Source organism: Caproiciproducens galactitolivorans, assembly GCF_029266045.1.
GTDB lineage: Bacteria > Bacillota > Clostridia > Oscillospirales > Acutalibacteraceae > Caproiciproducens > Caproiciproducens galactitolivorans.
The window spans coordinates 119,236-140,055 of the sequence record NZ_JAJUFJ010000006.1; the positions used below are offsets into that span (position 1 = coordinate 119,236).

Annotated in this window: 18 protein-coding genes; 13 read left to right on the forward strand and 5 right to left on the reverse strand. The window is 51.8% G+C overall.

Annotated elements, in window-relative coordinates:
• Positions 1 to 11 precede the first annotated feature (11 nt).
• The 6 genes from grpE to P9B68_RS06325 all read left to right on the forward strand — a co-directional run bounded on the left by grpE (position 12) and on the right by P9B68_RS06325 (position 5,268).
• Positions 12 to 677, forward strand: a complete 666-nt coding sequence (grpE, locus tag P9B68_RS06300; protein WP_243112954.1) for a nucleotide exchange factor GrpE — start codon at positions 12 to 14, stop codon at positions 675 to 677.
• 70 nt (positions 678 to 747) lie between these two features.
• Positions 748 to 2,580 (forward strand): molecular chaperone DnaK, encoded by a 1,833-nt coding sequence (gene dnaK, locus P9B68_RS06305; protein ID WP_135658709.1) that lies wholly within the window; start codon positions 748 to 750, stop codon positions 2,578 to 2,580.
• A gap of 154 nt (positions 2,581 to 2,734) precedes the next feature.
• Positions 2,735 to 3,883: a molecular chaperone DnaJ gene (dnaJ, locus tag P9B68_RS06310; protein ID WP_135658711.1), complete on the forward strand. Its 1,149-nt coding sequence runs from the start codon at positions 2,735 to 2,737 to the stop codon at positions 3,881 to 3,883.
• Positions 3,884 to 4,020: 137 nt separating this feature from the next.
• Entirely contained in the window at positions 4,021 to 4,653 is a 633-nt protein-coding gene (locus tag P9B68_RS06315; protein ID WP_277668687.1) for a glycoside hydrolase family 25 protein, read from the forward strand.
• 3 nt (positions 4,654 to 4,656) lie between these two features.
• Positions 4,657 to 4,977 (forward strand): hypothetical protein, encoded by a 321-nt coding sequence (locus P9B68_RS06320; protein ID WP_135658717.1) that lies wholly within the window; start codon positions 4,657 to 4,659, stop codon positions 4,975 to 4,977.
• A gap of 3 nt (positions 4,978 to 4,980) precedes the next feature.
• On the forward strand, positions 4,981 to 5,268 hold the full coding sequence (locus P9B68_RS06325; RefSeq protein WP_135658718.1) for a hypothetical protein: 288 nt from the start codon (positions 4,981 to 4,983) through the stop codon (positions 5,266 to 5,268).
• A gap of 50 nt (positions 5,269 to 5,318) precedes the next feature.
• Here the strand turns inward: P9B68_RS06325 and secA are convergent, their stop codons facing one another.
• Positions 5,319 to 8,063, reverse strand: a complete 2,745-nt coding sequence (gene secA / locus P9B68_RS06330; protein ID WP_135658721.1) for a preprotein translocase subunit SecA — start codon at positions 8,061 to 8,063, stop codon at positions 5,319 to 5,321.
• A gap of 272 nt (positions 8,064 to 8,335) precedes the next feature.
• On the opposite strand from secA, the gene P9B68_RS06335 reads away from it, so the two are divergent.
• From P9B68_RS06335 to P9B68_RS06350, 4 genes are all read left to right on the forward strand, one after another.
• Entirely contained in the window at positions 8,336 to 9,028 is a 693-nt protein-coding gene (locus tag P9B68_RS06335) for an iron-sulfur cluster assembly scaffold protein (protein ID WP_135658724.1), read from the forward strand.
• Between the two features lie 27 nt (positions 9,029 to 9,055).
• Positions 9,056 to 10,063 (forward strand): GGGtGRT protein, encoded by a 1,008-nt coding sequence (locus P9B68_RS06340; protein ID WP_135658728.1) that lies wholly within the window; start codon positions 9,056 to 9,058, stop codon positions 10,061 to 10,063.
• Positions 10,064 to 10,303: 240 nt separating this feature from the next.
• Complete coding sequence (locus P9B68_RS06345) at positions 10,304 to 11,203, forward strand: GDSL-type esterase/lipase family protein (RefSeq protein WP_135658732.1); 900 nt, start codon at positions 10,304 to 10,306, stop codon at positions 11,201 to 11,203.
• Positions 11,200 to 11,661, forward strand: a complete 462-nt coding sequence (locus P9B68_RS06350) for a DUF4358 domain-containing protein (RefSeq protein WP_135658735.1) — start codon at positions 11,200 to 11,202, stop codon at positions 11,659 to 11,661. Before P9B68_RS06345 ends, P9B68_RS06350 begins: the two co-directional genes overlap by 4 nt.
• Before the next feature lie 200 nt (positions 11,662 to 11,861).
• Here P9B68_RS06350 and P9B68_RS06355 read toward each other — a convergent pair whose 3' ends face one another.
• The 4 genes from P9B68_RS06355 to rlmB form a co-directional block, all read right to left on the reverse strand.
• Complete coding sequence (locus P9B68_RS06355) at positions 11,862 to 12,494, reverse strand: DUF4489 domain-containing protein (RefSeq protein ID WP_167875168.1); 633 nt, start codon at positions 12,492 to 12,494, stop codon at positions 11,862 to 11,864.
• A gap of 120 nt (positions 12,495 to 12,614) precedes the next feature.
• A complete protein-coding gene (locus P9B68_RS06360) occupies positions 12,615 to 13,235 on the reverse strand; it encodes a YczE/YyaS/YitT family protein (protein ID WP_135658741.1) in 621 nt (206 codons plus the stop codon).
• Positions 13,236 to 13,260: 25 nt separating this feature from the next.
• Positions 13,261 to 16,332 carry a hypothetical protein gene (locus P9B68_RS06365; RefSeq protein ID WP_277668688.1) on the reverse strand — a complete coding sequence of 1,024 codons (3,072 nt, stop codon included), beginning with the start codon at positions 16,330 to 16,332 and terminating at the stop codon, positions 13,261 to 13,263.
• 17 nt (positions 16,333 to 16,349) lie between these two features.
• The gene (gene rlmB / locus P9B68_RS06370; RefSeq protein ID WP_277668689.1) at positions 16,350 to 17,117 is read right to left on the reverse strand and encodes a 23S rRNA (guanosine(2251)-2'-O)-methyltransferase RlmB; all 768 of its coding nucleotides are present in this window, start codon (positions 17,115 to 17,117) and stop codon (positions 16,350 to 16,352) included.
• Positions 17,118 to 17,331: 214 nt separating this feature from the next.
• Here rlmB and P9B68_RS06375 point away from each other — a divergent pair, with 214 nt between their 5' ends.
• The 3 genes from P9B68_RS06375 to fba form a co-directional block, all read left to right on the forward strand.
• Positions 17,332 to 18,420, forward strand: coding sequence for a C40 family peptidase (locus P9B68_RS06375; RefSeq protein ID WP_277668690.1), 1,089 nt, complete (start codon positions 17,332 to 17,334; stop codon positions 18,418 to 18,420).
• Between the two features lie 346 nt (positions 18,421 to 18,766).
• Positions 18,767 to 19,570: a DNA-3-methyladenine glycosylase family protein gene (locus tag P9B68_RS06380; protein WP_135658749.1), complete on the forward strand. Its 804-nt coding sequence runs from the start codon at positions 18,767 to 18,769 to the stop codon at positions 19,568 to 19,570.
• Between the two features lie 354 nt (positions 19,571 to 19,924).
• The coding region (gene fba, locus P9B68_RS06385; protein WP_277668691.1) for a class II fructose-1,6-bisphosphate aldolase at positions 19,925 to 20,820 on the forward strand (896 nt) is incomplete at its 3' end.

Here is a 20,820-nt window from a genome sequence, read left to right on the forward strand (position 1 = left end):
GGGCTACGGTTTTGGATAAAGAGCGTATAGACCAAAAGGATAAGCGAGAAGAAGCGGCGCAGCCGCAGAATCATGAAGCAGAGGTACAGGAAGGAAAAGATACTTCGCAGGAAAAGACGGTTGAAACGCAGGGCGGACAGCCGCAAGAGGCTTCCGAAAAAAAGGCTTCGAAAGAAAAAACGTCTGAAAAGCAAGGCAGTAAGCCGGAAGAAAAGGCACCGGCGGACGAAACAAAGGAACAGCTTGAAAAAGCGCAGGAAGAATTGAAAAAGCAGAAAGAAATCCTGCTGCGTACAGCCGCGGAATACGACAATTACCGCAAACGCACGGAGCGCGAGAAAGCGGCGGTTTACACCGACGCGACAGCAGCGGCGGTTACGGAATTCCTTGGGGTTGCCGACAACCTTGAGCGGGCGCTGGAACAAAAGGAGTGCAGCGTTGAGGATTTGCGCAAGGGCGTTGAAATGGTCCAGACACAGTTGATAAAAGCGCTTTCCAAGCTGGGTGTAGAGCCGATGGGCAAGGCTGGGGAAACATTCGACCCCGATTTGCACAACGCGGTTTCGCATATTGAGGATGAAAACGCCGGGGAAAACACAATTACCCAGGTGTTCCTGAAAGGCTATAAAATCGGCGATAAGGTAATTCGCCACGCGATGGTTCAGGTTGCAAACTAACCTTTTTATATAGAAGTTTCCATGAATTTTTTATTGAACTGAACTGAATTGAAACATTGGAGGTATGATTATGTCAAAAACAATCGGCATTGACTTAGGCACTACAAATTCCTGTGTTGCGGTTATTGAAGGCGGTGAGCCGGTCGTTATTGCAAACGCGGAAGGAGCAAGAACTACCCCGTCCGTCGTCGCATTTTCAAAAACAGGCGAGCGCATGGTCGGTCAGGTGGCAAAGCGTCAGGCAATTACCAACCCGGACCGCACGATTTCTTCTATTAAAAGAGAAATGGGTTCAAACTACAAGGTGAATATTGACGGAAAGAGTTTTACCCCGCAGGAAATCTCCGCGATGATCCTGCAAAAGCTGAAGAGTGACGCGGAAGCCTACCTAGGCGAAAAGGTCACCTCGGCGGTAATTACTGTTCCGGCTTACTTTACCGACGCGCAGCGCCAGGCAACCAAGGACGCGGGCAAGATTGCGGGCCTTGATGTAAAGCGTATCATTAATGAGCCTACGGCTGCTGCGCTTTCCTATGGTGTTGACAAGGAAGAAGACCAGAAGATCATGGTTTACGACCTTGGCGGCGGTACGTTCGATGTTTCCATTATCGAAATGGGCGACGGCGTACAAGAAGTTTTGGCAACAGCCGGCAACAACCGGCTGGGCGGCGATGACTTCGACAAGCGCATTATGGATTGGATGATTTCCTCCTTTAAGGCGGAAACAGGGATCGACCTCAGCGGCGATAAAATGGCGATGCAGAGGTTGAAGGAGGCCGCCGAAAAGGCGAAGATCGAGCTTTCCAGCATGACCACCAGCGCGATCAACCTGCCGTTTATTACAGCGGACGCAAGCGGCCCGAAGCACCTTGACCTTACCCTTACCAGAGCGAAGTTTAACGAGCTGACCGCCGACCTTGTGGAAAAGACCATGGGCCCGGTTCGCCAAGCGCTTTCCGACTCCGGCTTGAAGATCGAACAAATCAACAAGGTTCTGCTTGTCGGCGGTTCGTCCAGAATCCCGGCGGTTCAGGAAGCTGTTAAAAACTTTACCGGCAAAGAGCCGTTCAAGGGCATTAACCCGGATGAGTGCGTAGCCATCGGTGCAGCGATTCAGGCTGGCGTGCTCGGTGGCGAAGTCGAAGGCCTCTTGCTTCTCGACGTTACCCCGCTTTCGCTGGGCGTTGAAACCATGGGCGGCGTTATGACAAAGATTATTGAGCGCAACACCACCATCCCCACTAAGAAGAGCCAGATCTTCTCCACCGCGGCGGACGGCCAGACACAGGTTGAAGTCAACGTTTTGCAGGGTGAACGTGAATTTGCCCGCGACAACAAGCAGCTCGGTCTGTTCAAGCTGGACGGCATAGCCCCGGCGCCGCGCGGAGTGCCTCAGATTGAAGTTACTTTCGATATCGACGCGAATGGTATCGTAAACGTATCCGCCAAGGATTTAGGTACGGGCAAGGAGCAGAAAATTACCATTACTTCCAGCACTAATATGAGCAAAGAGGATATCGATAAAGCTGTTAAGGAAGCGGAAAAATATGCGGCGGAGGATAAGAAGCGCCGTGAAGAGGTTGAGCAGAAGAACGAAGCGGAAAACCTCTGCTACTCGGTTGAGAAGCTTATAAAGGACAGCGGCGACAAGATTGACGAAGCCGACAAGACCGACCTGAACGCAAAGGTCGCTTCCCTGAGGGAATCCATCAGCTCGAACAATATGTCGGAGATTAAGTCGAAGAGCGAAGAGCTTCAAAAGGCCATGTATGCGGTGAGCGAAAAGCTGTACAAAACGGCCGCGCCGCAGCAGCCGGTTCAGGGTCAGCCGACACAGGATGCAGCCGGAAACAATGTTTACGACGCAGAATACAAGGATGTAAATGACGACAATAAAAAGTAATCGTCTTTTTAGCAATGAAGAATGATTCTTGATTGATGAATCTGTGGCAGCCAGCTTCCCGAAAGGGGAGCTGGCAATCATGGATTGAAAGGCAGTTTTCGCCGCAGAGTCATCCTTCATTTGTCATTTTTCATTTTTTTAGGAGTGATTAGGATTGGCTGATAAAAGGGATTATTATGAGGTGATGGGTGTACCCAAAAATGCCACGGATGCGGAAATTAAGAAAGCGTACCGCAAACTGGCGAAAAAATATCACCCCGACCTGAACCCGGGGGATAAAGCGGCGGAAGCAAAATTTAAGGAATTAAATGAAGCATATGAAGTGCTTTCCGATAAGGATAAAAGAGCCCGGTACGACCAATTCGGTCACGCGGGTGTGGACCCCAATTTTGGCGGCGGCACGGGCGGAGGAAGCCCGTTCACCGGCGATATTGACCTGGGCGACATATTCGACAGCTTTTTCGGCGGCGGATTCGGCGGATTCGGCAGGCGTACCGTAAACCCCAACGCGCCGCGCCGCGGCAGCGACACCGAAACCACCGTGAACATAAGCTTTGAAGAAGCGGCGAAGGGCTGTAAGAAAACGATTACTTTCCAGAAGATTGACACCTGCGACATTTGCGGCGGTAGCGGAGCGGAAAAGGGTACTTCCGCTAGAACCTGCCCGAATTGTAACGGAACCGGGCAGGTGCGGATCAGCCAACGCACGCCGTTCGGTGTGGTGCAGACCAGCCGGAGCTGCGACCGGTGCGGTGGTACGGGCCGGGTTATCGATACCCCCTGCTCGGCCTGCGGCGGCAAAGGCAGAGTGCGCAAATCCAAAACCATTGAAATCAATATTCCGGCGGGAATTGACAACGAACAGATTCTGAATGTGGGCGGACAGGGAAACGCAGGAAGCAACGGCGGCCCTGCCGGCGACCTGCATGTATATGTGAATGTCCGCCCCCACCCGATTTTTGAGCGTCGGGGCAACGACGTTTGGTGCGAGGTTCCGATTACCTTTACACAGGCCGCGCTCGGCGCGGAGGTCGTCGTACCAACCATCGACGGGCGCGTTAGTTATCAGGTACGGGAAGGAACCCAGCCGGGCGATGTATTTAAGCTGAAAGGCAAGGGAATCCCGCGCATCGGCGGCCACGGGCGCGGCGACCAGTATGTCCGTATGACGATTGAAGTTCCAAAGAACCTTTCTCCAAGGCAGAAATCCCTGTTACAGGATTTTGACAATGTGGCTGAGGATAAGAATTACCAAAAGCGCAAGAGCTTTTTTGATAAGATTAAAGATATGTTTGGAGAATAATCCGAAAAAGGGAAAGCCCGCATTTGCGGGCTTTCTTTTTTGTTATTTTCTCTTTCGAGGGAAATTTACGGGATGGAACACCGGTGTATTGAGAGGAAGTTTCCTCGCATAAAATGAATTAACATCGGGGGAGAAAAATGCAAAGGACGAAAGGAATTGACGTTTCCCATCATCAGGGGGTCATTGATTTTCGGAAAGTAAAGGCTTCCGGAATCGGGTTTGTCATGCTGCGCGCTGGGTACGGTTGGGAGAAGTGGCCGAAGCAGACCGACAGGATGTTTTACAGGAATTACAAAAATGCCGTGGCGGCGGGGCTGCCCTGTGGGGCGTATCATTACAGCTATGCAAAAACCATCAGCGACGCGCAGAAGGAGGCGGATTTTTTCCTGAATATCATCAAGGGCTGCCGGCTGGAATACCCCGCTGCGTTCGATTTGGAGGATCCGACGCAAGCGGGGCTGGGGCGTACGGCGCTGACCGGTATTGCGGACGCGTTTTGCAGGAAAGTGGAGCAGGCGGGCTATTATGTATGCCTTTATACCAATCCGGATTGGATGAAGAACCGGCTTGACATGAAGTACCTTTCACGGTATGACCTGTGGATTGCGCGTTACGGAAGGGAACCGGCTGCCGGTACGGCGGGAATGTGGCAGTACACCAACGCCGGAAAGGTGGACGGAGTGAAAACATGGGTAGACATGGATATCGCCTACCGGAATTACCCGCAGCTGATGCGAAAAGTTGGGTTGAACGGCTTTTCAAAGGGGTAGGCCATGGAAATGCTGAATGAACAAATCTGTTTACAGCGGCAGAAAATGATTGACGAGCGCTGCCGCCGCGGGCGAAAAGATATTGAAAAGCTGGAAACAAAGCAGGAAGAAGGTGAAAGACGGAGCCAGAAGCTGGAGGAACTCAATATTAAAATGGGGGAAATCCTGAAAAATCATGATGAAAAAATTTTAAATCATGACAAAAGAATCGGGAAGCTGGAAACCGTTTCGGGGGACCGCTGGAATTCCGTGGTGAATTTCACGCTTGCGGGCGTGGTAGGGGCGCTGGTGGCCGCCGCCATGCACATGCTTTTAGGAGGCTGAAAAATGGAATACTTCGGTTTGTTTTTATTGGCAGTTGTTGTGGAAGGTGTTATTACCTATGTAAAGGAGTTTTTTGTAAATGGGAATTTCAAATGGGAAATGCTGATTTCGATTCTGCTCGGCGTGTTTGTGGCTGTGGCGTATGGGGTCGATATGCTGGCCATGCTGGGTATGAAAACAGGCATCCCGTATATCGGCAGCATCCTGACCGGAATTTTAATCAGCCGCGGAAGCAACTATGTCTGCGATCTGGTGAAAACCCTGACCGCCGCGCGGAGTACGGGAAAATAAGCAAAACAGCGGATCACCCAAAACGGGCGATCCGCTGTTATTTTATCCCTTTATTCGTCCTTGCCGCAGCATTTCTTGTATTTCTTGCCGCTGCCGCAGGGGCAGGGGTCGTTGCGGCCGGGCTTTTTGCCCTTGCGGATGGTGCGGTTCACTTCGGAGCCGTCCGAAGCGCTGGTGGAGGTCGGCGTGGCGACCTGTTCGCGCTTGGGTTCTTCCTGCGTACGGAGCTGTACGGTAAGCATCATGCGTGCGGTGTTTTCGCGGATGGTGGCGATCATCTGGTCGAACATATCGAAGCCTTCCAGACGGTACTCGACAACCGGGTCATGCTGGCCGTAGGCGCGCAGGCGGATACCCTTTTGCAGCTCTTCCATTGCGTCGATGTGGTCCATCCACTCGGAGTCGACGTTTTTCAGAAGGACAACACGCTCCAGCTCACGGGTGATTTCCTCGCCGAACGTGGCCTCCCGCTTTTCATAAAGTTCTTTCGCCTTATTAAAGATTTGTTCCTTTACATAATCCGGTTCCAGATCTTCAATTTCGCTTTTTGTATAAGCCAGATCCTCCGGGGTGAGCAACCAGCCCATGTAATGGTCGCGCAGTCCCTGCAGGTTCCATTCCTCACGGGGTACGGATTCCGGCAGGTACTGGTGCACCTGTGTCTCAATTGCCTGCTCGATCATCTTCATGATCTGATCCTTAAGATTCTCACCGTTCAGAACCTGGTCGCGCTGGCTGTAAATGATTTCACGCTGGCGGTTCATAACGTCGTCGAACTGGAGAACGTTTTTGCGGATAGCAAAGTTGCGCCCTTCAATCTTGCGCTGTGCGCTTTCAATGGTATTGCTGAGCATCTTGTTTTCAATGGGCGTGTCCTCGTCCACTTTCAGGCGTTCCATCAGGTTATTGATGCGTTCGCCGCCGAACAGGCGCATTAAATCGTCTTCAAGTGAGATGTAGAAGCGGCTCATACCGGGGTCGCCCTGACGACCGGAACGGCCGCGCAGCTGATTGTCGATACGGCGGGATTCGTGGCGCTCCGTACCGATAATGTAAAGGCCGCCCGCGGCTTTGACCTCTTCGGCTTCCGCCTTTGTTTGTTCCTTGTATTTTTCATTAAGTTCCGCAAAGATTTTGCGGGCGTTCAGAATTTCTTCATCGTTTGTTTCCGAGTATGCGGAGGCTTCGCTGATCAGATCTTCGGAGAACTGCATCCGCCGCATTTCGGCTTTCGCCATATATTCGCTGTTGCCGCCGAGCACAATATCGGTCCCACGCCCGGCCATGTTGGTCGCGATGGTTACCGCGTTTTTGCGGCCGGCCTGCGCGACGATTTCCGCTTCCTTGTCGTGGTACTTCGCATTCAGCACCTCGTGCTTGATGCCGCGGCGGCGCAGAAGGGCGCTTAACTCTTCAGATTTTTCAATGGAGATAGTGCCGACCAGAACAGGCTGTCCCTTTTTATTGTGCTCGATAATATCTTCAATTACGGCGTTGAACTTTGCCTTTTCCGTTTTATAAACCACGTCGGGGAGATCCTTCCGGATCATCGGCTTATTGGTTGGAATTTCAATAACGTCGAGCTTGTAGATTTCACGGAATTCGTCCTCTTCCGTCATCGCGGTACCGGTCATACCGGAAAGCTTGTTGTAAAGGCGGAAGAAGTTCTGGAAAGTAATGGTGGCGAGGGTTTTGCTTTCGTGCGCGACCTTAACGCCTTCCTTTGCCTCAATTGCCTGATGCAGGCCCTCGTTATAGCGGCGGCCGTACATAAGGCGACCGGTGAATTCGTCAACGATAATGACTTCGCCGTCCTTGACCACGTAGTCAATATCCTTCCGCATCACGCCGCGCGCCTTGATGGCTTGGTTGATGTGATGCTGGAGGGTGATGTTTTCGGCGTCGGTCAGGTTTGCAATCTTGAAATACGCTTCGGCTTTCTTTACGCCGGATTGGGTGAGGGTAGCGGTCTTCGCCTTTTCATCGACGATGTAATCCGCGTCTTTATAGAGCTCGTCATTGTCCTCCTTGTCGTTCAGCTCCGCAACCTTGACCATGCGCAGGGTCTGGGCGAAGCGGTCGGCGACATTGTACAGTTCCGTGGACTTATCGCCCTGTCCAGAAATGATCAGCGGGGTACGGGCTTCGTCAATGAGGATGGAGTCCACTTCGTCGACGATGGCGTAGTTGTGGCCGCGCTGTACCTTGTTTTCCTTATAAATGACCATGTTATCGCGCAGATAGTCAAATCCGAATTCATTGTTCGTGCCGTACGTAATATCGGCGTTGTATGCGATCTTGCGCTCCTCGTTGTCTAGATCGTGGACGATCAGGCCGACGGTCAGCCCAAGGAAGCGGTAAATCTTGCCCATCCATTCGGAGTCGCGGCGGGCAAGGTAATCGTTGACGGTTACAATGTGGACGCCCTTTCCGGAAAGCGCGTTCAGGTACGCGGGCAAAGTCGCGACCAGCGTTTTGCCTTCACCGGTTTTCATTTCGCTGATGCGGCCCTGATGAAGCACGATGCCGCCGATGATCTGTACTGGGAAATGGCGCATGCCAAGGACGCGGTCGGAAGCCTCGCGGCAAACCGCGAACGCGTCGGGCAGGATGTCGTCGAGGGTTTCGCCGTTGGCAAGCCGCTCCTTTAGGGCGGGCGTCTGCGCCTTCAGTTCTTCATTGGACATTGCTTTATACTTATCCTCCAGCTTGAGTACAGCGTCGCACAGAGGTTGAATGCGCTTGATCTCGCGCTTGCTGTAATTGCCAAAGAACGCGGTGAGAATATTATTCATGGAATCCACCTCAATATTTATAAGAATAATGTTTCTGATTTAAAACCATAGACAAAAGCATTATAGCATAGAGAAGTATAAAAAGAAAGAATATTTCGTGAACAATGAACGCCGCAGAACGCGTTCCGGTTAAATCCGGCGGGACATTTTGGTGCATGTTAAATTTTTAATTATTAAAGGGTTTCCTATTGCTAATAGCGGGAAAATATTCTATAATAAACCTTGATACGTTGGTTTAACCAAAGGATACTGAAACCGAAAGGAGTACCGATATGAATTATTCCCCAGAAGTGGAAAGAATGTGTACTGTTACTAAAGGCCCGAAACACGGCCCGGCACCGATCCCGGAAGAAGGGAAATGGGTAAAAGCCTATGAAATTAAAGACATATCCGGTCTGAGCCACGGCGTTGGCTGGTGCGCTCCGCAGCAGGGCGCCTGCAAGCTTACATTAAATGTAAAAGAAGGTATTGTACAGGAGGCTCTGGTTGAGACGATCGGCTGCTCCGGCATGACCCACTCCGCCGCTATGGCCGCCGAAATCCTGCCGGGCAAAACACTACTTGAGTGCCTGAATACCGACCTTGTCTGCGACGCGATCAACGTTGCCATGCGTGAAGTTTTCAAGCAGATCGTTTACGGACGCAGCCAGACTGCTTTCTCTGAGGACGGGCTTCCGATCGGTGCAGGTCTTGAAGATCTGGGCAAGGGCCTTCGTTCCCAGGTCGGCACCATGTACAGCACCGGCAAGAAGGGCGTCCGCTATATGGAAATGGCGGAGGGCTACGTTTTAAAAATCGCTCTGGATGAAAATAACGAAGTTATCGGCTATCAGTTTGTCAAACTTGGTAAGATGATGGAAGATATTCGTCACGGCATGAGCCCCGACGAGGCATACAAGAAAAACATCGGTCAGTACGGCCGCTTCGACAACGCGGCAAAGTACATTGATCCGCGTGAAGAATAAAAAGACCATAAAGGAGGACGAAACTAGATGGCGAACGATGTCAAGTTTGAAGGTAAAGAAAGAAGAATGGCCAAAATAGAAAAGTGCCTTGCCGAGTATGGCCTTGCCAGCCTCGAAGAAGCACGCGATCTTTGCCTTTCGAAAAATATAGATGTAGAGAAAATCGTAAAGGGCGTTCAGCCGATCGCGTTTGAGAACGCGACATGGGCTTATACCCTTGGCTGTGCCGTCGCACTAAAATCGGATGTGAAGTCCGCCGCAGAGGCTTCCGAGAAAATCGGAATCGGCCTGGAGGCTTTCTGTGTTCCCGGCTCCGTTGCCGAACAGAGAAAGGTCGGCCTTGGCCACGGCAATCTTGGCGCAATGCTTCTTCGCGATGAAACAAGGTGCTTTGCTTTCCTCGCGGGCCACGAATCTTTCGCGGCTGCGGAAGGCGCAATCGGCATTGCCCGTACCGCGAACCGTGCCCGCAAAGAGCCGCTCCGCATTATCCTGAACGGCCTTGGCAAGGATGCGGCGTATATCATTTCCAGAATTAACGGCTTTACTTATGTTAAAACGGATTTTGATTTCTTCAACGACAAGCTGAATATCCTTGAGGAGAAAGCCTTCTCCGATGGCGAGCGCGCGGCTGTAAAATGCTATGGCGCAAACGACGTCCGCGAGGGCGTGGCCATCATGCAGCACGAGGGGGTTGACGTTTCCATTACCGGTAACTCCACCAACCCGGTCCGTTTCCAGCACCTTGTTGCAGGCACCTACAAGAAGTGGGCGCAGGAAAACGGCAAGAAGTATTTCTCCGTTGCAAGTGGCGGCGGAACAGGCCGTACCCTGCATCCGGACAACATGGGCGCCGGTCCTGCTTCCTATGGCTTGACCGACTCTCTGGGCCGCGTACACGGCGACGCGCAGTTCGCGGGTTCCTCTTCCGTTCCTGCGCATGTTGAAATGATGGGCCTGATTGGCATGGGCAACAACCCGATGGTTGGCGCTACGGTTGCCTGTGCGGTTGCGGTTTACGAAGCATCAAAATAATTCTTATAAGCAAAAAAAGACTGTGAAATTTTATTTATCCGGCGGTGCCGGATGAAACAAATTTGTAATTAGTCTGAAAAGGGTATGACAGTTTTGTCATACCCTTATTTTTGTCTTTTAAACGAGTGCAATTGGGGTTATAATAGACAGGTATCTGTAATATATTTATTATAGAAAGCAATTTTATAAACGGCTTGTTGTATTTACATAAATGGGGACATAACACGGGGTGCTCTTTTGATGCAGGTATACAGGAGGAAAAGGCGGGTAAGACTGTTTATCCGCAGGACGATTGTCTGCGTCGTTCTAGCGGGTATTCTTTATATCGTGGGGCTGGGAGCGGCAGCTTCCATTAGAAAAATCAACAGTTTGCTTCAGCAAAGCGGACAAACCGGTTCTTCCGAAACGGAAGGCGTTTCCAGACCGGTTTCCAGCAAAAAGCCGGAAAGCGGCGGGAAGGCAAGCTCTGGGGCGGAATCCGCCGAAAGCAGTAGGGCGGCGGATTCCAGGCAGCAATCGTTCGCTGCCGGCGAAAGCGCGCCCGGCGCACCGACCGGGTATTTCCGTGACGCCGTGCTGATCGGCGACAGCCGCACGGAAGGCCTGCGCAACTATGACGTGCTTGACGGCGCGACCTATTATGCGGCAAAAGGGCTGATGGTAAATACAGCGTTTACAAAACCGGCAATTGATGTGGGCGGAAAGAAGCTGACGGTTGTGCAGGCGCTCCAGAAAAAGAAGTTCGGGAAAGTGTACATCATGTTTGGCATAAACGAGCTTGGCTGGAGCAGTTCGGCAGCCTTTATCAGCGATTATGGCAAACTGATCGACGCCATAAAAAAATCCCAGCCAAAGGCGGAGATATTCGTTCAGTCCATCCTGCCGGTTTCCGAGAAAAAATCCAGTTCGGACAAGGTCTATAATAACCAGAAAATTGCTTCCTTTAATAAACAGATTCAAGAAATGGCAAAGAAAAAGGGTGTACAGTATCTTGCGGTGGATACGGCGGTCAGCGACCCAAACGGAAATCTGCCTGCGGACGCTTCCACCGACGGGGTACACCTAAACAAGGAATATTGCAAGAAGTGGTGCGGGTATTTAATCGCCAGCGCCGGGGAAAGGAATTGGAAAACAACATGAAAAGAATTTTACTGTTTGCATTGTCGGCGGCGATTTTACTGTGCGCGGGCTGCGCTTCCAAAGCGGTGAAAACACTGGATACCCAGGAGGTAGCCAACAAGCTGCTTTCGGCCGTTCCATTTGCCGACCAGATGTCGCAGATCGAATCGGAAACCGCGCTTCAGCTTTACGGGCTGGACGAAAGCACGGTGGCGAAATCAGCCGTATATGAAAGCACAGGGGCAACCGCCGAGGAGGTTGCGGTGTTTGAAGCAAAAGACGAAAAAACCGCGAAAAAGGTAAAGGAAGCCGCCCAAAAGCGGATTGAGAACCAGCGGGAAGGGTTTAAGGACTATCAGCCGAAGGAAATGGAGAAGTTGAAATCCCCTGTTCTGGTAACCAGCGGGAAATATGTGATTCTCTGCGTATCTGATCAAAACAGCACCGCACAGAAAATCATTGACAGCTATATAAAATAAAAAAACGGAAGAGTTTAAATCCCATATTGCACGGGAATGAACTCTTCCTTTTGTTTTGATGGGTTAAAGCGGATACAGGGCTGTTTGCGGGCTGCAAAACACCCTTTTCGTTAGACAGTAACCGAACCGAAATAACGAAAAGGGTGCAGTTAACGAAGGGGCTTGCTTTCCATATAGGGTTTATGCCAGAATCGGAAGGATCAGTCGTCGCACAGCCCTTGCGCAAGGGCGCTTAAATCGGGCTTAACGACTCTTAATGAATCAAAATCGCCTTCAAATTCTCTGCCGCTTACGACCATTTTATATTCACAGCAACCCGGACAAACCTTGTCACAGAATGTTACCGTAAAGGGTTCGCTGAATTCCACTTCCAGCCGGTCGTCCCCTTCAATTTCAAATCTCTTTAAATATCTCCAGCTCTGGACACATTCCTTCTGGCCGTCGCAAATCCTTATCAACTCAAACAATAAGTCGGCTTCAAGCTCTTTTTGGCCGAATGGTCTTGCATCAATATTGTCCCCACAATGTTTTTCCGTTTCCGCATCCAGATAGATAATGCTGGAAAATTCAATTTTCACAATGGGTCGGAATAAGCAGGTGGTATCCACCAGAACGGAATCCAAAACAAAAAACTGATGTTCTTCTACGCGCCCGCCGTCAATTTCAAATATCGCGTCTTCCGGGTGGTTTCCGCATTCAAGTAATATTTTTTTAGGCGCAGGGTGTTTTGGGGCAGAACAGAAGTTTTCTCCCTTCTCTTTGTATTTCACCCGCTCCTTTTCCCTGTCTTTACTTTCGTCGCAGTAATAAATGCCGTTATTTGTATAACCCACGTAATACACTCCTATTTATAAAATTATAGAGCTTTTACCTGGTTTATATTATTCATATCAACGGTAACAGGTTCCATAGACTCTTACCGAATCCGTCTCGCAAAATGTTGTTAATCGCCGTCAGGAAATATTCGATAGGGGGAAGTGTTTTTTCAGTTTTTCGCTAAAATATTTAATAAAAGGCCCGAGGCAGAATGCGGTAATAACCGTACCCAAGCCGACTGTGCTGCCGCAGAGCCATCCGATCAGCACGGAAAGGGTATCGCAGGCAATGCGGCACCAGCGGAATTCCTTTTTCGAATACTTTGTAACCATCAGGGTAACGCTGTCATAGGGCGACGCGCCAAGCTGTGGATACATATACAGGGCGGCCGTAAAGGAGAGGATCAGAACCCCCAATGCCATGCATAGGAGCCGAAGCCAAAGCTCCGGCTCCTGCGGAAGAAAGGAAGACAGAATTCTATTGAAGTGGTCAACCAGCAATCCGATGACGCTCATATTGATGACAGTACCGAAGCCGATGAGGTTCCTTGCAAAAAAAAACGTGAGAACAAGGAAAATTCCGTTAACAATAAGCAGCATGAAACCGAAGTCCCGGCAAAGCTTTCGGGATATGCCCAAGACCAGGCAGGTGCACGGGTCGGTGCCTAAGCCGGCGTAGATGGAGAGCGAGATGGAAATGGTCATGATAACCGTGCCAATCAGAACCATCGCCATCCGTTTGATTAAGGTTTTATCCATTCGAATTTCTCTTTCTATTATGTAGTCAGGGCTTGCGAAGCTTAGGAACAAACAAGATTGCCGCAGCCCAGAACAGCTCATAGATGAGAAGCGCTGCAACGGAAAGCTGCCCTAGGCCGGAATAACAGGTTAAGAAGGAAACGAGCAGGAACCCAAGGATGACCGCAACGGTCTGCATGGCGACGGCCATGGAAATATTGCTGCGCTGGCGCACACACGCGCTCAGCATCCGCATCATGGCCGCCGGACGACCCTTTGTTGCCAGCATGGCGGGCGAACGGTCCTGCGGTTCGGCCGTCAGATCGGTATATACGCTTCCGAGCCGTTCCGGAAGGACGCGGATAGAGTGCTCGTCTAGCCCGAAGCATTCGGCCAGCATGCGCGGCGTGATATTCGGGTCGCAGGTGCGCACGATCAGGCTGATGCCGTTGTCCTCCAGTCGGCGAAGCTCCATGGCGCGCCGCCGGTCGGAAATATAGGATACGACGAACATGGCGACGAGTTCCCCGCCGGAAGCGAGATAAATGATTTTTCTTCCTGTGTGGATATATTTTTCCTCGTAATCGCGCGAGGGTGGCTGAATACTGTGTGCTTCCATAAGCTTGCGGCTTCCGACCAGAATCCGGCGGCCGGATACCCAGCCGGTAACGCCCCTGTCGTCCTCGAAAACCGGATTGTCAATCTTGGGAAGCAGGCCGCTGCTCTTGATGATTTGCTCAAAAACGTCGCTCAGGGGACCTCCTACGCAGCACATTAGCGCCGTCGCGTCCACAATGGCGTCGTCGATGCGCTGCCCGCCGAAGGTTTTAATCGCGTTCAGAACGACCGTACCCTTCGGGAAAAGGTCTTTTGCGTCCACCATAACGGCGTTGACATTGTTGAAATAATCGATTGCGGAATAGCCGACCAACATAGCGCCGCAACGCGAGGCCACGCGGCACACCCGGTTGACCGGCAGGTTCACACTAAGCATATTGACGAACGGGACACAGATGCAGGCCGCCGCCGCAAAAGCGGTCAGGGCGCTGAAGACATCCTTATAAAGGATCACGGACGCGATACACAGAATGAGCGACAAAACAAAGCCGATCGGCGCCATTGTCTGCGAAGCCTGCTCGCTCGGATCCGGTTCGTAGGATAGACGAAGGAAATTTTTCAAGAATTTTGTCTTTGTCTGATAGGCAATTACGGGCGCGTCGATGACGCAGCCGTCTGCCATTTGCAGGGCGGTATTGTAGTCGTCGAAAAGCAGGACGGCCTGCTTTTGGTCCGGCGCGGAAACGAAACGAAAATTCCGGAGAATCCGTTGTGTCATAACCGTTTTGCCGAAGGTGTTAAAAAACAGCGCCAGCACGACAAGGACGGAGTACACATGATAATTCCCCGCCTGTACGTCGTGCGCGGAAAACAGCAGCGCAATATTCTGCGCGGCGGCTGCAACCGTGGCAACAGCTACGGCGCTGTCGGCATTTGCCTGAAACGTTAAGAGCGCTTTCAGGCCGTTCGATATGGGAACGGCACAGAATGCCCCGGCGATCAGAAGGAATACCAGATTCACGATCAGATACGCCTGCGGGGTGAGCCAGAGCAACAACTCCGGCGGCAGGAAACCGGACATCTCCCGCAGCAGGCCGAAGCCCAGAAGCAGAAGGAGGCTGATTCCCGTAACGGCGAACCGAAGGAGCAGGCGGTGCATGGTGCCCTTGAGTTCGTTCAGAACGGAGGCTGCGTCGTCCGGACTTATGTAATCGTCCAGTTCTTCCTGCTCTTCGGGCAGGTCATCGCTGGAATCATTGTCTTCTTCTTCGTTTCCGAAAAGATGAAACCGCCTTTTCTTAACCGGTTTCTGCGTTTCTTCTTCCTCCGGCTCCGGTTCCATGGCGGCGGGTTCCGGGAAGGGGATTGGCGGTTCCGGGCTCTGTTCTTCGTTCCGTTCTTCCGGTGCCAAAGTGATGCCGTTCGGTTCGGATTTGGGGCTGCCCTCCGGTCCGGCTGTATCTGCTGCCGGTTCCCCGGTATCCACAACCGGAAGAGGAATCGGCGGGGGAGCGGGCTTCGGATTCACAGGCGGCAGCCTTTTTGCCGCATGGGACAGGATTTCCTCCATGTTGTCGAGGGCAAGAATATGGACAGGAGGCCCAAACGCCCGATAAGTCGGGCGTTTTACCGACTGCGGCACCGGACGCACGGGCTCCTCCACAGCGGGTGCGTTCGGAAGCTCCTCTTTTACCTTCGGTTCATGAACGGGTTCCTTTACTGGATCCTCGGACATCCTTCCCCGGATGGGAGGGACAATTTCCGGCTGAAGCGGTGTGGACGGCGTCATCGGCGCCGGATACGGTTCCGTTATTTCCGGTATGACCGTCGGGACCGGATTGATTTCAGGGCCGGGTTCCGGTGTGCGGATCGGATCCTGTTTCGGTTCGGGGATGGGTTCGGGCGGAACCTGCTGCGGGGCCGGGGGGGTTGCAGCGGAAGCTTCCACTTTCTCCGGCTCTTTTGCTTCCGGTACGGCAAAATCAGACGAAGAATACAGCTCCTCCTGTTCCAGGCCGGCTTTTTTCATGATACCCTGCACACGCTTTTTCCGATCGTCATGCAGCTTTTCAAAATGCTCGGCAATCTCATCGTCGACCACATTGTCCGGGGTTTCCTCAAACAGGTAGGAAAAAACCGAACTTCCCGGCCCGCTTTTCGGCCGGGCGGCCGTTACCTGCATTGCTTTTTCATAATCTTCACGGTATTCCTCAATGGATTTCAACTGAAGCCCATAATAAATGTCGTTTTCATTGTCAAGGTCGGGGATTTCCCTTTTTCGGCGGCCGAAAAGCCCCCGGAGCCCCTTTTTCTTTTCGGACGGCCCGGGGGGATCCTCTGCCTGGGAAGGCGGGGACGGCTGCGATTCGAGCTGCGCGTCAAGGGCGCTTTTTGCCTTAGCTGCAATTTCCTCCGGGGTAACGGGAACTTTTTGCTGAACCGTTTTCTCTTTTGCCTTTGCGGGCGCCGGCTCCTTTTCCACTTGATCCAAGGTGCGTGCTTCCGCCAGAATTTCATCTAAGGAAAAGCGGTCACGCGGAGCTTTTTGTTTGTCGCCCATATCTATCCGCTCCTGTATTATTTTGTCTTAATACCGCTGCGTTGCCGTGCGATTTCATAGCAGATGATACCGCAGGCAACCGAAGCATTAAGCGAATTTATTTTACCCTTCATCGGCAGGGATATAACAAAGTCGCATTTTTCTTTTATCAGGCGGCTTACGCCGAAGCCTTCGGAACCGATGACAACAGCCGCAGGGCCGGAATAATCCACGTTGCACCAATTTTCTCCGTCCATATCGGCCGCGTAAACCCATACGCCGCGTTTTTTCAGCTCGTCCACCGTGGCGGCGATGTTCGTCACCCGCGCGACGGGAACATATTCTACTGCGCCGGCGCTCGCCTTACCGACCGCGTAGGTAAGCCCCGCGGCGCGCCGTTTGGGGATGATGACCCCGTGCGCGCCCGCACATTCGGCCACACGCAGGATGGCGCCGAGGTTGTGGGGATCCTCCAGCCCGTCTGCAATGATAATGAACGGCGGCTCGCTGCGCTCTTCTGCAAGGCGGAAAATATCGTCTACGGCAGCGTATTCCTTTACTGCTGCGACCGCGACAACGCCTTGGTGATTCGCGTTGCCGCAGAGGAAATCCAGCTTCCTGCCATCGGCCTCCTTGATGGAAATTCCCATCTTTTTCGCCTTGGCAATCAGCGCGCTCAGGCTTCCCGTATGCTCGCCGCGCGCCACATAAAGGCTGTCGATTGCGCGGCCGCTGCGCAAAGCCTCGTTTACCGCATTTCTTCCGGCAATAACGCCTTCTCCGCGCTGTTTTTTTTCCCCGTTCATCAATTTTCCGTCTCCTTATTTTTCTCTATATAAATTTTGAAACCGTCCAAAGGCTTTACGGACGGCTTTAACACTTTGAATTTCAAATTATGTATTCATTTTTCATTTTAGCAGATATGGGAATGTCCGTCAATACACCGCTACGGTTTAAAATTGCATGGTCCGTTCATATTTTGCCGCGCGGGCGAATAGGTAAGAACGGGGGGTGTGCCGAATGCTTCGAATTCGTTCCCGGCTTGGGTATAGGCGGTGGAAAAGAGGTTTCGATGGCAGAATTCTTCTGATATTTTTTAGCATGGTTCTGCTTTTTCTATTGTTAAAAAATTGCAACGCCCGGCGCGAAAACCGATTTGATTACGCGCTGAATACGGTTTCGCGCGATTTTTCGCCGCTGGTAACCTCGGTGCTCCAAAGGCAGAAAACCGAGAATTCCATCAACACGCAGCTCCTCTATGCCGCGTACATGACCTTATTTGACAACCGTGCTTACGACGATAAGGCGGAGGTGCGCCGGCGGTTGCTCCGCAGCTTTTATACGGAGGGCAAGGACGGACCCGTTCCGGTTTCCGACACCGACCAAATTTTCAACAACATACAGGCGGAGTTTTCGGTTACCGTTGACAGCGGGCTGAGGCGGGAAATTGTGAATCTTTCCAAAGAAATTGCGCCGGGGTATTTAAACGCTGCCGATCTACTGCGGAAAAACCTGAAAAGCGGGGACGGGGCGAAAAACAATATCGGCCTTGTGAACTTCGCGTGGAACGCGCTTTCCTGCAAAAGCGGATATATTTTCGGCGCGGCGGGCCAGACCGTTGACGGGAGCTTCCTTGAGCAGCAGAAGGCCCGCTTTGCGGGGGTGGAACGGGCGGGGCTTTCAAAAGAGCAGTGCGATTCCATCCTGCTTCGCTTCGGCGGGCGCCCCTCGTTCGACTGCGGCGGGCTGATCAAGGCGTATTCCTGGCTGGATGAATCCACGGGGGAGATTGTCCGGGGCCGCCCGGATGCCACCCCGGACTGTACCGCAAACGACCTGTACGCCCTTGCCCAGGTAAAGGGGAATATTTCGGAAATGCCCGAAACGCCAGGGCTGGGGGTTCACAAGGACGGGCATGTGGGCATATACATTGGCGGGGATGAGGTAATTGAGGCGGAAGGAAGCGCGTACGGCGTGGTGAAAACCCGGCTTTGGGGGCGCGGATGGGAGCATTATTTCCGTGTTCCGAAAATTACCTATGTCCAAAACGGGACGTACTTAATCCACAACCGTAAGATTACGCTGTACGATGGAAAGATTGCCGGTTGAATCTTGTGGAAAGGTATTTTATACAGATTGTGGAAAACTTTTTGAAATTATAGAATTATACAGCCAAAAAACGCTTTTCTTAGAGCGATTTATACGGTTAGTATTTGCAAAAGTTTACATAACACCGTGGAATACTCTGTTTTAACTGTTGAAAACTCTGTGGAAAATGTTAATAAGTGTGCAAAACTACCGGGCTTTTCCACTTTTGCATGTGAAATGTATATTTTTGTTTATGTAAACCGAAGGTAAAAACTTTTTAAAACACTCAGTATTCCAACCTTTACGATTCATGTTATAATAATGATAATGAAAAGCGGGCGAATGTGCGGAAAGCAGAGGGCAAAGGATGCAGAAAATTTTAGATTTTGATTTGGAACAGACGCTGGAATGCGGGCAGTGCTTCCGTTGGGAAAGACAGCCCGACGGTTCGTATACGGGCGTGGCTTCCGGACATATTTTAAACATTTCGGAAGAAAATATACCACAGATCGCTCAGGATGAATTCTGGGGGAATTATTTTGACCTGAAGCGGGATTACGCAAAAATCCGCGCGGATTTGTCGGCCGCGGATAGGACGCTCGCGCGGGCGGCGCAGTTTGCGCCTGGAATGCGCATCCTGAACCAGGAGCCGTGGGAGGCGCTTTGCTCTTTCATCCTGTCTCAGAACAACAATATCCCGCGCATCCGGGGAATTGTGAAACGGCTTTGCGAACAGTTCGGTGAACCGATCGGGGACGGCTTTTTCGCGTTTCCCACTCCCGAGCGGATTGCCGCGCTGGAACCGGAGGCCCTTTGCGAGATCCGCTGTGGCTTCCGGGCCAAATATGTCGTGGACGCGGCGCGGAAGGTTGCCTCCGGGGTGATTGATTTGGAAAGGCTGAAAACCGCGGAGCTTTCCGACGCACGCGAACAGCTCATGCAAATTCACGGCGTTGGTCCGAAGGTGGCGGACTGTACCCTGCTTTACGGCCTGCACCGGTTGGAAGCGTTTCCGATGGATGTGTGGATGAAACGCGCGATGCAGACCCTTTTCCCCGGAAGAAGCCCCGAAGCGTTCGGCTGCTACGCTGGGATCGCACAGCAGTATATTTTCCACTACAGCCGCTGCAACCCGGAGCTGTTTGCGCAGGAAAGGCAGCACGCAGGATGACGGGCTACCCGCTTGATGGCTTGAGGAAGAAATACGATTATGGAGTTTTCTGCAATTTTCGTAAAAATCTGTTGTATTTTGCGACCGCTTCCGCAGGATGCCATCCGGTTCGGATTCCCGGTTCGGAGAGAGCGCCGGCTTTTAAGCCGCGCGCCTATTTTCGTTTTGAGTGCGGCAATCGCAGATTCTTTTTTCAGTAGTGTGGAGAAGGGGAACATTTTCAAAAAAGGAAACATTATGCAGGATTCATAAAAAAGGTGCAACCGTGGGAAATATATATTTAACTATTTATCTTTATCTTTTCAAATAATTGCGATATAATATACGCAGAAAATTATAATTGGGGGTTAAAAAATGCCACTGGTCAATACTAGGGAGATGTTCAAAAAGGCATATGAAGGCGGATACGCGATCGGCGCGTTCAACGTCAACAACATGGAGATTGTGCAGGGAATTACCGAAGCCTGCCAGGAACTGAAGGCTCCGCTCATTCTTCAGGTTTCCGCCGGTGCGCGCAAATACGCAAATCATACTTATCTTACAAAGCTGGTCGAAGCGGCGGTAATTGAAAACCCGGATATTCCGATTGCGCTTCATCTTGACCATGGCTCATCATTTGAAATCTGCAAGGATTGTGTCGACGGCGGTTTTACTTCCGTTATGTATGACGGTTCCTCCAAGCCCTACGAGGAAAATGTGGAGGAAGCCCGCCGCGTTGTGGAATACGCGCATAAATACAATGTTACCGTTGAAGCCGAACTGGGCAAGCTCGCCGGTGTGGAGGACGACGTAAACGTTGCGGACGACAAGGCGCAGTTTACCGATCCGGACGAAGTGAAGGATTTTGTCACCCGTACGGGCGTGGATTCCCTTGCGATTGCCATCGGTACCAGCCACGGCGCTTACAAATTCAAACCAGGCCAGAAGCCGCAGCTTCGTTTTGATATTTTGAAGGAAGTTTCCGACCGTCTGCCCGGTTTTCCGATCGTTCTGCACGGCGCTTCTTCCGTCATTCCGCAGTTTGTTGAGGAAATCAACAAATACGGCGGCCAGATGCCGGACGCAATCGGAATTCCGGAGGAAATGCTCCGCGAAGCCGCAAAGATGGCGGTCTGCAAAATCAATGTGGACTCCGATCTACGTCTCGCCATGACGGCCAGCATCCGCAAGTATATGGCGGAAAATCCGAGCCATTTTGACCCAAGGCAGTATCTCGCCCCCGCGCGCACAGCCATTAAAGATATGGTTGC